The 14,231-nt window shown below is 67.0% G+C and carries 12 protein-coding genes; 6 read left to right on the forward strand and 6 right to left on the reverse strand.

The annotated features are described in order from the left end of the window. Positions 1 to 167: 167 nt before the first annotated feature. From AC3B6C_RS23175 to AC3B6C_RS23195, 5 genes are read left to right on the forward strand one after another with little or no spacing between them, the layout of a single operon-like run. Positions 168 to 1,931 carry a nitrite/sulfite reductase gene (locus AC3B6C_RS23175; RefSeq protein ID WP_488374280.1) on the forward strand — a complete coding sequence of 588 codons (1,764 nt, stop codon included), beginning with the start codon at positions 168 to 170 and terminating at the stop codon, positions 1,929 to 1,931. After that, the gene (locus AC3B6C_RS23180; protein WP_488374281.1) at positions 1,928 to 2,680 is read left to right on the forward strand and encodes a phosphoadenylyl-sulfate reductase; all 753 of its coding nucleotides are present in this window, start codon (positions 1,928 to 1,930) and stop codon (positions 2,678 to 2,680) included. The genes AC3B6C_RS23175 and AC3B6C_RS23180 overlap by 4 nt, the downstream gene beginning before the upstream one ends. Then, positions 2,662 to 3,627 (forward strand): sulfate adenylyltransferase subunit CysD, encoded by a 966-nt coding sequence (cysD, locus tag AC3B6C_RS23185; protein ID WP_425307016.1) that lies wholly within the window; start codon positions 2,662 to 2,664, stop codon positions 3,625 to 3,627. Before AC3B6C_RS23180 ends, cysD begins: the two co-directional genes overlap by 19 nt. Next, on the forward strand, positions 3,627 to 4,922 hold the full coding sequence (locus tag AC3B6C_RS23190) for a sulfate adenylyltransferase subunit 1 (RefSeq protein WP_014927416.1): 1,296 nt from the start codon (positions 3,627 to 3,629) through the stop codon (positions 4,920 to 4,922). The genes cysD and AC3B6C_RS23190 overlap by 1 nt, the downstream gene beginning before the upstream one ends. Beyond that, on the forward strand, positions 4,919 to 5,656 hold the full coding sequence (locus AC3B6C_RS23195) for a sirohydrochlorin chelatase (RefSeq protein WP_488374282.1): 738 nt from the start codon (positions 4,919 to 4,921) through the stop codon (positions 5,654 to 5,656). Before AC3B6C_RS23190 ends, AC3B6C_RS23195 begins: the two co-directional genes overlap by 4 nt. A 396-nt stretch (positions 5,657 to 6,052) precedes the next feature. Here AC3B6C_RS23195 and AC3B6C_RS23200 read toward each other — a convergent pair whose 3' ends face one another. Then, a complete protein-coding gene (locus AC3B6C_RS23200; RefSeq protein ID WP_014927430.1) occupies positions 6,053 to 6,253 on the reverse strand; it encodes a hypothetical protein in 201 nt (66 codons plus the stop codon). Positions 6,254 to 6,403: 150 nt separating this feature from the next. Between AC3B6C_RS23200 and AC3B6C_RS23205 the strand changes: the two genes are divergently transcribed. After that, entirely contained in the window at positions 6,404 to 8,404 is a 2,001-nt protein-coding gene (locus tag AC3B6C_RS23205) for a glycoside hydrolase family 15 protein (RefSeq protein WP_488374283.1), read from the forward strand. A gap of 20 nt (positions 8,405 to 8,424) precedes the next feature. Here the strand turns inward: AC3B6C_RS23205 and AC3B6C_RS23210 are convergent, their stop codons facing one another. The 5 genes from AC3B6C_RS23210 to AC3B6C_RS23230 all read right to left on the reverse strand — a co-directional run bounded on the left by AC3B6C_RS23210 (position 8,425) and on the right by AC3B6C_RS23230 (position 14,080). After that, entirely contained in the window at positions 8,425 to 9,360 is a 936-nt protein-coding gene (locus tag AC3B6C_RS23210; protein WP_488374284.1) for an alpha/beta hydrolase fold domain-containing protein, read from the reverse strand. Beyond that, positions 9,357 to 9,881 (reverse strand): flavin reductase family protein, encoded by a 525-nt coding sequence (locus AC3B6C_RS23215; RefSeq protein WP_488374285.1) that lies wholly within the window; start codon positions 9,879 to 9,881, stop codon positions 9,357 to 9,359. The genes AC3B6C_RS23210 and AC3B6C_RS23215 overlap by 4 nt, the downstream gene beginning before the upstream one ends. A 27-nt stretch (positions 9,882 to 9,908) precedes the next feature. Continuing rightward, positions 9,909 to 10,805, reverse strand: coding sequence for an alpha/beta hydrolase fold domain-containing protein (locus tag AC3B6C_RS23220; protein WP_010841247.1), 897 nt, complete (start codon positions 10,803 to 10,805; stop codon positions 9,909 to 9,911). Positions 10,806 to 10,923: 118 nt separating this feature from the next. Continuing rightward, on the reverse strand, positions 10,924 to 12,789 hold the full coding sequence (locus AC3B6C_RS23225; protein WP_488374286.1) for an acyl-CoA dehydrogenase: 1,866 nt from the start codon (positions 12,787 to 12,789) through the stop codon (positions 10,924 to 10,926). A gap of 88 nt (positions 12,790 to 12,877) precedes the next feature. Next, complete coding sequence (locus AC3B6C_RS23230; RefSeq protein ID WP_238553907.1) at positions 12,878 to 14,080, reverse strand: acyl-CoA dehydrogenase family protein; 1,203 nt, start codon at positions 14,078 to 14,080, stop codon at positions 12,878 to 12,880. Between the last annotated feature and the right edge of the window lie 151 nt (positions 14,081 to 14,231).

Raw genomic sequence — 14,231 nt, forward strand, 5'->3', positions numbered from 1 at the left:
TCGCAGCTCGACGCCACATTGATCTCAAGCGCGTCAACAGCGCTTTCTGTCGCATCTAGCGACGTCTCGGCCCCGAATCGTCCCTGTTCAGACAGGGGATGCCGGCACGTTTCAGCCCGTAACTCGTGCAACGAACGCCGGCCCTGTGCGCCGGCACAGGAGAGTTCATGACGTCCACCACCGACGCCCCGGCCGCTTCCGGCCCGGGTGCACCGAACGAGGCTGCCTCCGCAGCTCCGGCCGCCGGGAAGCCCGCGCGGCCGGCCCGTAAGGCCCGTCCGGCCAAGCGCCGTGCCGAGGGCCAGTGGAAACTCGGTTACCGCGAGCCGCTGAACCCGAATGAGCAGGTCAAGAAGGACGACAACCCGCTCAACGTGCGCGCGCGCATCGAGAACATCTACTCCAAGCAGGGCTTCGACTCGATCGACAAACAGGATCTGCGCGGCCGGATGCGCTGGTGGGGCCTGTACACCCAGCGTGCCGAGGGCTACGACGGCACCTGGACCGGCGACGAGAACATCGACATCCTCGAGGACAGCCACTTCATGATGCGGGTGCGCTGCGACGCCGGCGCACTCAACGTCGAGCAGCTGCGCACCCTCGGTGAGATCTCCACCGAGTTCGCCCGCGACACCGCCGACCTCTCCGACCGCGAGAACGTCCAGTACCACTGGATTCGGATCGAGGACGTCCCGACGATCTGGGAGCGCCTCGAAGGTGTCGGGCTCAAGACCACCGAGGCGTGCGGCGACTGCCCACGCGTCGTCCTGGGTTCACCCCTCGCCGGAGAATCCCTCGACGAGGTCCTCGACCCCACCCCGGCCATCGACGAGATCGTCCGCCGCTACATCGGCGATCCGAAGTACTCCAACCTGCCGCGCAAGTTCAAGACCGCGATCTCGGGCCAGCAGGACGTGGTGCACGAGATCAACGACGTCGCCTTCGTCGGCGTGGTCCATCCCGAGCACGGCCCCGGCCTCGATCTCTGGGTCGGCGGCGGACTGTCCACCAACCCGATGCTCGCCCAGCGCGTCGGCGCCTGGGTCCCGCTGGACGAGGTGCCCGATGTGTGGGAGGCCGTGGTCTCGATCTTCCGCGACTACGGGTATCGACGGCTGCGCGCCAAGGCCCGCCTGAAGTTCCTCGTCAAGGACTGGGGCATCGAGAAGTTCCGCCAGGTGCTCGAGGACGAGTACCTGGGCCGCAAGCTCATCGATGGTCCGGCACCGGAACAGCCCGAACGCCCGATCGACCACATCGGCGTGCAGAAGCTGCGCAACGGACTCAACGCGATCGGCTTCTCCCCCATCGCCGGACGCGTCTCGGGCACGATCCTGACCAAGGCCGCGGAAGCCGTCGCCGCGGCCGGGTCCGACCGCGTTCGCTTCACCCCGTACCAGAAGCTGATCGTCCTCGACGTCCCCGACGACAAGGTGGACTGGCTGATCGACGAGCTCAAGCCGCTCGGCCTGCACGGCCGGCCGACGCGGTGGCGCCGGAACCTCCTGGCGTGCAGCGGCATCGAGTTCTGCAAGCTCTCGTTCACCGAGACCCGCAAGCGTTCGCAGGTCCTCGCCCCGGAACTGGACGAGCGGCTCGCGGACATCAACGCGAAGCTCGACGTGCCGATCACGGTGAACATCAACGGTTGCCCCAACTCCTGCGGGCGGTCGCAGATCGCCGACATCGGTTTCAAGGGACAGCTCGTCGAGGACGCGGACGGCAACCAGACCGACGGCTTCCAGGTCCACCTCGGGGGCAGCCTCGGGCTGGATTCGGGTTTCGGTCGCAAACTGCGTCAGCACAAGGTGCTGGGCACCGAATTGGGCGATTACATCGAGCGCGTGGTCCGCAACTTCGTCGACCAGCGCGAAGAGGGCGAGCGGTTCGCGCAGTGGGCCGTTCGTGCCGACGAGGAGGCACTGCGATGACCATCGAGACCACCACCAGGGCACCGGGACGACGCTTCAGCGAAGACCAGCTGCGCGACATCGCGGAGAAGGGCGCTGCGGACCTCGGTTCCGACGCGACCCCCGAGGAACTGATCCGCTGGACCGCACAGACCTTCGGCACCAACTTCGTCGTCGCGTCGAACATGCAGGACGCGGCCCTCGTCGATCTCGCCGTGAAGAACATCGACCGCGATCTCCTCGATGGCGACCCGGTCAAGGTGCTCTTCCTCGACACCGGCTACCACTTCGCCGAGACGATCGGCACCCGGGACGCCGTCGAGCAGGTGTACGGCGTCGAGATGGTGAACCTGACACCCGAGCACAGCGTCGCCGAGCAGGATGAGCTCTTGGGCCGCAACCTCTTCGCCCGCGACCCGGGAGAATGCTGCCGCCTGCGCAAGGTCGTGCCGCTGAAGGCGGGCCTCGCCGGTTACGACGCATGGATCACCGGGATTCGTCGCGTGGAGGCGCCGACGCGGGCCAACGCCCCGCTCATCTCCTTCGACGAAGGCTTCGGACTGGTGAAGATCAATCCGATCGCGGCCTGGTCCGACGAGACGATGCAGGACTACATCGACACCAACGGAGTGCTGGTGAATCCGCTTGTCGACGAGGGATATCCCTCCATCGGGTGCGCACCGTGCACCGCCAAACCCGAACCCGGATCCGATCCGCGCAGCGGCCGCTGGGCCGGTCGCGCCAAGACAGAATGTGGGCTGCACGCATGACCGTGACCGAAACACCGTCCGTTCCGCAGGCGTCCGGCGTCGTCGCCGAGGCCGACGAGTTCACCACACTCGACGCCTTGGAATCCGAGGCCATCCACATCTTCCGGGAGGTCGCGGGCGAGTTCGAGCGGCCGGTGATCCTGTTCTCCGGCGGCAAGGACTCGACCGTGCTCCTGCACGTCGCGCTGAAGGCGTTCTGGCCTGCGCCGCTGCCCTTCTCGTTGCTGCATGTCGACACCGGGCACAACCTGCCCGAGGTCCTCGAGTTCCGCGACCAGGTCGTGGCACGTCACAACCTGCGGTTGCACGTCGCCAAGGTCGAGGACTACCTCGCCGACGGGCGCCTCACCGAACGCCCCGACGGTGTGCGCAACCCGCTGCAGACGATCCCCCTGCTCGACGCGATCACCGAGAACCGTTTCGACGCGGTGTTCGGCGGCGGTCGTCGCGACGAGGAACGGTCCCGCGCCAAGGAGCGGATCTTCTCGCTGCGCAACGCCTTCGGCCAGTGGGACCCGAAGCGCCAGCGCCCCGAGCTGTGGAACCTCTACAACGGCCGCCACGCACCGGGTGAGCACGTGCGGGTGTTCCCGCTGTCGAACTGGACCGAGCTCGACATCTGGCGCTACATCGCCCGGGAACAGGTACTCCTCCCCTCGATCTACTACGCCCATGAGCGCGAGGTGTTCCAGCGTGACGGCATGTGGATGACCTCAGGGGTATGGGGTGGGCCGCGCGAAGGTGAAGAGCTGCAACGCCTGTCGGTTCGCTACCGCACCGTCGGCGACGGCTCGTCGACTGGAGCGGTGCTCTCCGACGCCGCCGACAACGAAGCCGTGCTCGCCGAGGTCGCCGCGTCGCGGCTCACCGAACGAGGCGCGACCCGTGGCGACGACCGGGTCTCCGAGGCCGCCATGGAAGACCGTAAGCGCGAAGGATATTTCTGATGAAGCACGCCCCTGATCTCCTCCGCATCGCCACCGCGGGCAGCGTCGACGACGGTAAGTCGACGCTCGTCGGCCGACTGCTGTACGACACCAAATCCGTGTTGGCCGATCAGATCGATGCGGTCACGAAGGCATCGGTGGACCGTGGCCTCGACACCCCGGACCTGTCCCTGCTCGTCGACGGGTTGCGGGCCGAGCGCGAGCAGGGCATCACCATCGATGTCGCCTACCGCTACTTCGCCACGCCCGCACGGTCATTCGTCCTCGCCGACACTCCCGGCCACGTGCAGTACACGCGCAACACCGTGTCCGGCGCGTCCACCGCGCAGCTGGTGATCCTGCTGGTCGACGCCCGGACCGGCGTCGTCGCCCAGACCCGCCGCCACGCCGCGGTGATGGCGCTGCTCGGCGTCCCGCAGCTGGTGCTCGCGGTCAACAAGATCGACCTCGTCTCGGATCAGGCGTCGGTGTTCGCCGAGATCTCCGCCGAGTTCGCCGAACTCACCCGGTCGCTGGGCTGGACCGACGAGCAGGTCACCGCCATCCCGGTGTCGGCATTACACGGCGACAACGTGGCGATCCGTTCGGAGACCACCGCGTTCTACGACGGCCCGACACTCATCGAGCATCTCGAGACCGTGCCGAATCTGGTGGAGCGCAAAGACGTCGGTCTGCGCTTCCCCGTGCAGTACGTCATCCGTCCTCGCACGCCGGAGTACCCCGACTACCGCGGTTACGCGGGTCAGATCGCCGCCGGCCGAGTCTCCGTCGGCGACGAGGTCGTCGTCCTGCCGTCGGGGCAACGGACCACCGTCAGCCAGATCGACACCGCCGACGGACAACTGGCGACCGCGCACACCGGACGCAGCGTCACCATCCTGCTCGCCGACGACGTCGACATCTCGCGCGGCGATCTGATCGCCGCGGTCGCCGACGCTCCGGAGCCGTTGCAGCAGTTCACCGCGACCGTGTGCTGGCTGGCCGAGAAGCCGTTGCGGGCGGGCGCGCGACTGCTGCTCAAACACGGCACCAAGACGACCCAGGCGATCGTCAGCGCACTCGACGCGCAGTTCGACGAGCAGAACCTCGCGCTCGTCGACGCCCCGGACTCGGTGGAGCTCAACCAGATCGTGCGCATCTCGGTGCAGACCGCCGAGCCGATCCCCGCCGACGACTACCAGGTCAACCGTGAGTCGGGCAGCTTCCTGCTCATCGACCCGCAGGGCGGCAACACGCTGGCCGCGGGCCTGGTCGGCGACGCGCTGGCGCCGCTGCATCTCAAAGAGCTGGTGTGACACCGACTCTCGTTCTCGTCGCACACGGCAGCCGCGATCCGCGCTTCGGCGCGACCGCGCGCCGTGTGCGCGACGCCGTGGCGGCGCAGCTGCCAGGCGTCGAGGTGATCCTGTCCTACCTCGACCTCGACGAACCACTCGTCGGTGACGTGCTCCGGGGATTGCGCACCTCCGCGGGCGGCGATGGCGACACGATCGTCGTGCCGATGCTGCTGTCGGCAGGCTTCCACCACAAGATCGATCTCCCCTCGATCATCGCCGCGACTCACCCGTCCGCACGCCAGACCGATGTCATGGGGACGCGGTCGCTGACCGGCGCCATGGCCGATCGGCTCGTCGAGGCCGGTCTGGGACCACATGACGGCGTGATCCTGTCGGCGGTGGGTTCGTCCGACCCCGATGCGGACCGTTCCGTCCGTCTCCGGGCGCTCGAGTTGTCGACGCGACTGCACCGGCCGGTCGAGGTCGTCTTCGCGACAAAGCTCGGCACCGGCGATCGTGTGCTGGCGTCCGCGGTGCGCCGCCTGCGCTCCGGTGGAGCCCGCCGGATCGCAGTGAGTCCGTACTTCCTCTCGGCGGGATTGCTCACCGATCGGGTCGAGCGCGCCCTCGATTCCATCGTCGAGGAGACCCTCGTGGCCGGGCCGCTCGGCACGCACCCGGATGTCGTGGACGCGATCTGTTCGCTCTACCGACTCACCGCCGCCCGGACCACGGTGCCCGCCGGACACTGAACCGTCCGCTCGCCGAGGAACACGCGCGAACCACCCGCTCCCTAATCCGAAAGCATCAGACACCCAGTGGTCCCTGAGGTGCGAGGAGCGCAAGCGACGAGCCACGAAGGGCCTGGTGAGATACCTTGCGAGACCCTTCGTGGCTCGCTTCGCTCGCACCTCAGGGAGCACGAGATTCGGACGCTCACGAGTGTTCTTTTCGTAGTCCACGACGGGCGCAAACCACCCCGCTCCCTGAGGAGGCCGGAGCCTGCGGAGGGCCGTCACGAAGGGGTTCCGAGCACGCCGACCCGTGACGATCAACCTCGGACACTCAGCCCGTGATCAGCCACGCGATCACGACGAGGACCAGCAGGGCGAGGAGCGCCAGCGTGACCGGCGAGCGCAGTGTCTTCTTCACAATCCGGTCCCGTCGTCGTCGGCGAAGCGGCGTCGGTCGACCAGCGTGGCAGCGGCGTCGACCAGCAGACTGAGCACGTAGGCGATGGCGATCGCCACGGGGATGACGACGGCAACCGTCACCAGCAACTGGGGCACGAAGGACAGGCCCGTGAGCCACTCCTCCACGCTGTCCCACCAGGCGAAGAACGCCGACACCTCATCACCCCGTCATCCGAGTACCCGATCGCGTGAACAGCGGTTCAGGCTGTTCGCGCGGCTGCGGTTTCGTGGTCCGTGATCACTGCAACCGCCCGGCTCCCGTGAGCCAAGTGGCGTCGGTGAACGCCCGTCGCAATGATAGGACCCATGTCTGTCGCAGATGACTCCACCGTAACGTCCTTGCCGACCTCGCCGACGCGGGCGTCCGGCACTGCGGCCGACGCCGACGTCACGCCGGTGCCTTCGCCGTCGCACACGAGCGCGTTCCCACCCATCGGCGACTACGCGTTCCTCTCCGACACCGAGACCAACTGTCTCATCGCGCGCAACGGATCGGTGGAGTGGATGTGTGTGCCCCGCCCCGATTCGCCGAGCGTCTTCGGCGCCATCCTCGACCGGAGCGCCGGTCATTTCCGGCTCGCGCCCTACGGTGTGAACGTCCCGGTGGACCGGCGCTACCTGCCCGGCAGTCTGATGGTCGAGACCACGTGGCAGACCGACACCGGGTGGATCATCATCCGCGACGCACTGGTCATGGGTCCGTGGCACGACAACGAGCGTCGTTCGAAGACGCACCGGCGGACCCCCACCGACTGGGACGCCGAGCACATCCTGCTGCGCACCGTGCGCTGCGTGTCGGGCACAGTCGAACTGCACATGAGTTGCGAACCGGCCTTCGACTACCACCGCGGGACGACGAAATGGGAGTACTCCGGGCCGGCCTATGGCGAGGCGATCGCACACGCCAAGGACACCGACGCCGACACGCCCACTCTGAAACTCACCACGGATCTCCGCCTCGGGCTGGAGGGTCGCGAAGCGCGGGCGCGCACCCGGCTCGTCGAGGGCGACAACCGCTTCGTCGCACTCAGCTGGTCCCGCCAGCCGGCGCCGCAGAACTTCGAGGAAGCGGCTCAGAAGATGTGGGCGACGAGCGAGTCGTGGCGTCAGTGGATCAACATCGGCAGCTTCCCTGACCACCCGTGGCGTTCGCATCTGCAGCGTTCGGCCCTGACACTGAAGGGCCTCACCTACTCCCCCACCGGCGCGCTGCTGGCCGCCGCGACCACCTCGCTGCCCGAAACACCGCAGGGCGAACGCAATTGGGACTACCGCTATGCGTGGGTGCGTGACTCGACGTTCGCGCTGTGGGGTCTGTACACGCTGGGCCTCGACCGGGAAGCCGACGACTTCTTCTCCTTCATCGCCGATGTCTCGGGCATCACCAACGGTGAACGCCATCCGCTGCAGGTGATGTACGGCGTCGGCGGCGAGCGCACTCTCGAAGAGGAAGAGCTGACGCACCTGTCCGGTTACGACGGCGCCAGGCCGGTCCGCATCGGCAACGGCGCGTACAACCAGGCGCAGCACGACATCTGGGGCACCATGCTCGACTCGGTGTACCTGAACATCAAGTCACACGAGGCGGTGCCCGAGACCCTGTGGCCGGTGCTGAAAGCACAGGTCGAAGAGGCGATCACCCACTGGAAGGACCCCGACCGCGGGATCTGGGAGGTGCGCGGGGAACCGCAGCACTTCACGTCGTCGAAGGTGATGTGCTGGGTCGCCCTCGACCGCGGGTCGCGTCTGGCCACCATGCACGGCGAGCAGGCCCACGCGACCAAATGGGCGGCGATCGCCGACGAGATCAAGGCCGACGTCCTCGCGCACGGCGTCAATGAGCGCGGGGTGTTCACCCAGCGCTACGGCGATGACGCCCTCGACGCCTCGCTGCTGCTCGTCCCGCTGCTGCGATTCCTGCCGCCGGACGATCGTCGGGTGCGCGCAACGGTTCTCGCGATCGCCGACGAACTCACCGAGAACGAACTGGTGCTGCGTTACCGGGTCGAGGAGACCGACGACGGCCTCACCGGTGAGGAGGGAACCTTCACGATCTGTTCGTTCTGGCTCGTCTCCGCGCTTGTCGAGATCGGTGAGCTCGATCGTGCGAAGACACTCTGCGAGCGTCTGCTCTCCTACTCGAGCCCGCTGAAGCTCTACGCCGAGGAGATCGACGCCAAGACCGGACAGCACCTCGGCAACTTCCCGCAGGCGTTCACCCACCTTGCGCTCATCAACGCGGTGATGCACGTGATCCGCGCCGAAGAGGCAGCCCACCAGGCCACCTTCCAGCCGGCGAATCACTGAGCGGCACCGGCGAATCCGATCTACGCGCCGGACGCCGGCGTCGGGCGCAGAGCCGCATCGATGAACGTGCCGATCTCGTCGACGCCGCGCCTGGCCTGCGGAAGGAAGTCGCTGAAGAGGGTCCAGGCGTGGCAGGTGTCGGGATACACCGAGAGCACACTCCGCCCGCCGGCCGCCTGGATCGACCGGTTCAGACGCACCGCGTCGTCGAGCAGTATCTCGGAATCGCTGGCCAACAGGAGGATCGGCGGCAGATCCCGGAGGTCGGCGAAGACCGGCGAGGCGAGAGGATGGTCCGGGGCGGTGCCGCGGAGGTAGGCGCCGCCGAGGTTGCGCAGCGAGCGCTCCGTGATCACCGGGTCGGATTCCCCGTTGACTGCGACGCTGTCACCCGTGGCGGTGAAGTCCGCCAGCGGAGACACGGCCACCGCCGCGGCCGGCATCCCGTCTCCGTTCTCCCGCAGACGAAGCAGCGCGGCGAGGGTGAGTCCGCCGCCGGCCGAGTCTCCGCCCAGGACCGTGCGATGGGCCCCGTGTTCGGTGATCACCGCGGCGGTGACGGCTGCCGCATCGTCGACCGCGGCCGGAAACGGATGCTCGGGCGCGAGCCGGTAGTCCGGCACGATGACCGGCACCCGCGCGGACCTCGACAGCTCCGACGCGGCGTACCGGTATCCGTGCGGACTGCCCATCACGTAGCCACCACCGTGGAACCACACGAGGACACCGTCGCCGGACACCGGACCCGCCTCGACACGAAGCGCCGACACCCCACCGACAACGACCTCGGTCACCGAGACATCCTCGGCCGGTGCGGTTTCGAGCATCATGGCGTCGAGATTGCGCCGCAACTCCGCCACGCCCAGCCTGCCGTCGCCGAACACCGCGGCGAAGCGGCCGAGGGCCCGCGCGAGCGGTTCCCGGCGTTCACTGTCGATCGCATCTGTCGTACTCACGAGCGGGTGCCACCGAGAGCCGCATCCACCGGCGGCAGCGCCGCGTGGGTACCGAAACTGCGCGCGTGGTAGGTCAGGGGCGCGACCGTATCGCTGGCCACGTCGAGAACACGGCCGAACAGGATGATGTGATCCGCGACCTCGCTGGTCTGCATCACCTCTGCCGCCAGCCAATGCTGGACGCCCGCGATTCGCGGCACTCCGGCATCCTCGCGCCACGACACCCCGTCGAACTTGTCGGCGCCTTTCCGGGCGAACTTTCCGGCCAGTCCCGACTGCGAACTCCCCAGGACGTTCATCCCGAAGAATCCTGAGCCCAACACCAGACCCAGCAACTCGGATCCACGGTCCAGCGAGACCAGCAGCGAGGGCGGTGTCATCGACAGCGAGGCAAAGGCACTCACGGTCGTGCCGTGCGGACGGTGCCCGTCCATGGCCGTCACCACCGCCACCGGCGTACAGACGGTGGCCATGGCGTCCCGGAACCTGGCGATCAGGTCACCGTCCTGCTGAGCAGCCATGAGAGTGTCCTTTCGTTGTCGCAGTCGTCAGACCGAGAGGTTCTTACGGAGGAAGGCGCCGGCTTCGTCGGCCGCTTGGATCCCCTCGGGAAGGATCGACGAGAACAGCGGCCAGACATGAACCATGTCGTCGTAGAGGGATGCCGAGGCCGAGCCACCCGCCTCGACGATCTTGGCGGCCGCTCGTCGCGAATCATCGCGCAGCACTTCACCTGATCCGACCATGAACAGGGCCGGGGGGAGGTCGTTGAGTTCGGCGAACAGCGGGGAGGCCAGCGGGTCGGCGGGATCGTGACCCTGGAGGTAGGCCTCGCTGACGTTGCCGATCGACCCACGGGAGACGGCGATGTCCTTACCGTCGAATTCGTCGATGCTGTCGCCGCTCGCGGTCAGGTCGAGCAGCGGTGAGATGAACACCGCTGCAGCCGGCAGACTCTCACCCCTGTCGCGCAGGGCGACCAGCGCCGAGAGGGCCAGCCCGCCTCCTGCGGAGTCGCCACCGGCAGCGACATTCGACGCACCGTACTCCGCGACCAGCGCGGCGATCACGTCGACGGCGTCATGCGCGGCGGCGGGAAACGGATGCTCGGGGGCACGACGGAAGTCGGCGAGCACGACCGAGACGCCCGAAGCCCGCGACAGGTTGTGTCCGAGTTCCTGAAAGCCACGGGCACTGCCCATGATGTTGCCGCCACCGTGGAACCAGACGAGGACCTTGTTCTCGACTGCACCCTTGGCCGCAACCCGCAGCACGGGAACGCCACCGACCTCGTCCTCCCTCGGTTGCACACCTTCGGGAAGTTCGAACTGCAGGAACAGGCGGTCGTACGCCTCGCGTAGGTCATCGACCGTCGCTGTCGCGGGGTCGGGGAAGCCCTCGAGATACATCTTCTCGACACGTTCGAGGGCAGGGGTCCTGGTCATGATTCCTCCGAGTGGTTCTGTGTCGCCACGCGAATCGCGCTCGCGTGGCGACGACTGACTGATCTTCTGTCTGGGTTCGAGCGTTTACATGTCGAATCGGCGCTGTGAAGTCGCGCGGTCACAACGCATCGACGGCCAAGTCCATGACCGAATCGTCCACGTCGCAGGCGCTCCGGGCATCGGCGATCACCACCGGAAGCACGTTGCGGGCGAAGAACTTTGCCGCGCCCACCTTGCCCTCGTAGAACGATCGGTCACTGCTGCGGCCGAACTCCGACCGTTGCAGAGCTTCCTCCGCGACGTCGCCGGCACGAAGAAGCAACCAGGCCACCACGAGGTCACCGAGCATGAACATGAGTCGCGTCGCATTCAATCCGACGCGGTAGATGCCCTTCGCACGGCCGTCTTCGGATCTCGGATCAGAGGCCGTCAAGTCGGCGAGCATCGCGGTCACGACGTCGCGGACGGCCTGGGTGGCCTCGGCCAGCAAGGCGCTCGCGTCGGCCGGCACGCGTCGGCCTTCCCGCGTGGCGAAGACGGTGATCTCCTCCAGCAGGTGGTCGAGCGCGACTCCCCTGTTCCTCGCGATCTTGCGGAAGAACAGATCCTGCGCCTGCATCGCCGTCGTGCCCTCGTACACGGTGTCGATCTTGGCGTCGCGCACGTACTGCTCGACCGGGTAGTCCTGCAGATAGCCCGAACCGCCCAGGGTCTGTAGCGATTCGGTACCGAGTACGGTCCACGACCGCTCGGACCCATACCCTTTGACGATCGGGAGCAGCAGGTCGTTCACCGCCTCGGCCAAGCGGGTGTCCGTGCCTTCGGCGGAGCCGATCGCGATCTCGTCTTGCCATGACGCCGCATACAGGACCAGAGACCGCAGACCCTCGGCATAGGACTTCTGCGTGAGCAGGGAGCGACGGACGTCAGGATGCGCGGTGATGGGAACGCGTGGGGCGTTCGGATTCGATCCCGCAGCGAGATCTGCACCCTGGACGCGGACCTTGGCGTATTCGAGGGCGTTGAGGTATCCCGTGGACAGCGTGGCGATCGCTTTGCAGCCCACCATCATCCGGGTGTCCTCGAGTACGTCGAACATCTGGTTGATACCGTCGTGGACCTCACCGAGGAGCCACCCGCGAGCCGGCCTGTCGGCGCCGAGCGTCATCTCGCACGTCGCCGAGACCTTGACACCCATCTTCTTCTCGATCCGGGTCGCATACACCCCGTTGCGTTCACCGGTGAGGTCACCGGTCGCGACGTCGAAGTGGTACTTCGGCACCAGGAACAGGCTGAGGCCCTTGGTTCCCGGTCCACCCGCACCCTCGACTCCGACGGGCCGGGCGAGCACGAGGTGGAGGATGTTGTCGGCCAGATCGTGCTCGCCGGCGGTGATGAACCGCTTCACCCCCACGAGGTTCCACGTACCGTCCTCGTTGGGGGTTGCCGTCGTCTTTCCGGCGCCGACGTCCGAACCGGCATCCGGTTCGGTGAGCATCATCGTCACTCCCCAATGCCTCGATGCGACCATCTCGGCAATCCGCTTGTCCCGGTCGGTCCCTCGGCGCCACACCACCCGGCTCCCGGTCGGAAACGCGAGGTAGGTCCACAGGGTCGGATGTGCCCCCAGGACGAACTCCGCGAGCGCCCAGTTGAGCGAGCTCGGCGCGGCGGTGCCGCCGAGCTCGGGCAACACCCGAAATCGCCACCACTCCGAGTCGAGCCACGTCTTGTAGGTGGATGCGTACGACGCCGGAACCGTGACGGTTCCCGTGACCGGGTCGAATGTCGTCTCCGCGCGGTCGGACTCCTCGAAGGACTCCGCGAGGTGGTCTCGCGCGAGCTGCTCCACCTCCCGCAACGCCAGGCGGGCCGTATCGGCGTCGACATCCCCGAACGGTCCGACACCGAAAACCGCGTCGCGACCGAACAACTCGAAGAGATTGAACTCGATGTCGCGCAGATTGCTTCGGTAGTGCCCCATTGTCGATCACCTCCTCACTTACCGATCCCATGACCGCACATGCAACCGCGATGCCCGGATCACCTGCGGCCGGCGGCTGTCTGCTGTGTCAGTCCTTCGCCTGTGCATAGATCGGCAGGAGCACGGCGGCGGAGTCGACGAGCATCTTGGGATCGACGAGCAGATGCTGCGTCGCCACGTGCATGTCCCGTACATAACGGCCGAGTGTGCTGGTCGAGCCGATGCTCTTGCTGCCACCCCACCGGTGCGCGAACTCGACCACGTCCAGCGCGACTTCGTGCACCCACGACAGCATCTGGGTGACTCGCGCAACGTGCTCGGGAGTGATCGGGTCACCCGCCGCCACGGTGGCCTCGGCTGCACGGGTGACGTCGTAGACGTAGAGCCGGGCAGCGCGCAGGTTGGCTTCCTTGCGTGCGAAGTCGATGCGGAAGAAATCGGCTTCGCCGACCGGCATCGTGTAGTTGGGGCGCATCTTTCCCGTGGTCAGATCCGCGACCAGTTCCAGTGCGCGGGTGGCGATCCCGAGTGCGATCGACGCGTGCGGCAGACCACCGGCCAGTTCGTTGGTCAGCTGGTACATGACCTCCGGTCGCGTCGGTGTGCCACCGAAGGTCGGCGTCGTGTACTCGGCCGGGACGAACTGCTTGGTGACCCGGTAGTCGTGACTGCCGGTGCCCGCCAGACCCCAGACGTCCCAGTTCGTCGAGAACTCCACCTGATCCTTGGGCATCAAGGCGATGCGCGCTTGCGGTTGCCCGTTCTCACCCAGGATCGGGTTGCCGTTCTCGTCGGCGACGACGAACCCCGCCCCGATCCAGGTCGCGTGGTCCGAACCGCTCGCGAACGAATAGTCACCGTCGATGATGTAGCCGCCGTCGACCTTGACTCCCATGTGACGGGGAAGGAGCTGACCGGCGGCGATGAACGGGCGATCCGCACCGAAGACGGTCGCGGCGACCTCCGGTGCGAGGTATCCCACGACGCCCGCGGTGCCCCACTCACTGGCCATCCAGGCCCACCCCACCGAGGCGTCGGCCTTGGTCACCTCCTCGAACACGCGCATGCCCTCACTGGGCAGAAGACCTCCGCCGCCCAGATCCTCGGGGATCAGCATTCCGTGCAATCCCAGCTCGACCAGCGCATCGGCCACCGGCTTGGTGATGGTGCGTTCCCGTTCGATGGCCGCGGCCTCGTCACGGATCAGGGACGTGATCGATCGGGCGCGCTGAAGGTAGTCGGCCTCTTTCGAGGACGTGGCGGTGGTGTCGGGGCTCAGAACTTCGGTCATGACCATGCCTTCCGTACGGATGTCCATCCGGCGTGCCCACGTCGACTTCCTTGGACGCGACCGGTGTTTCTTGAACTCTCGGTGCTCGACGTTCGCTGCTCGAACGACCGGATGTGATTAAGCTAACATAGTAAGTACTAATGTCAAGCGT

This window comes from Gordonia sp. 11cp, assembly GCF_057767225.1.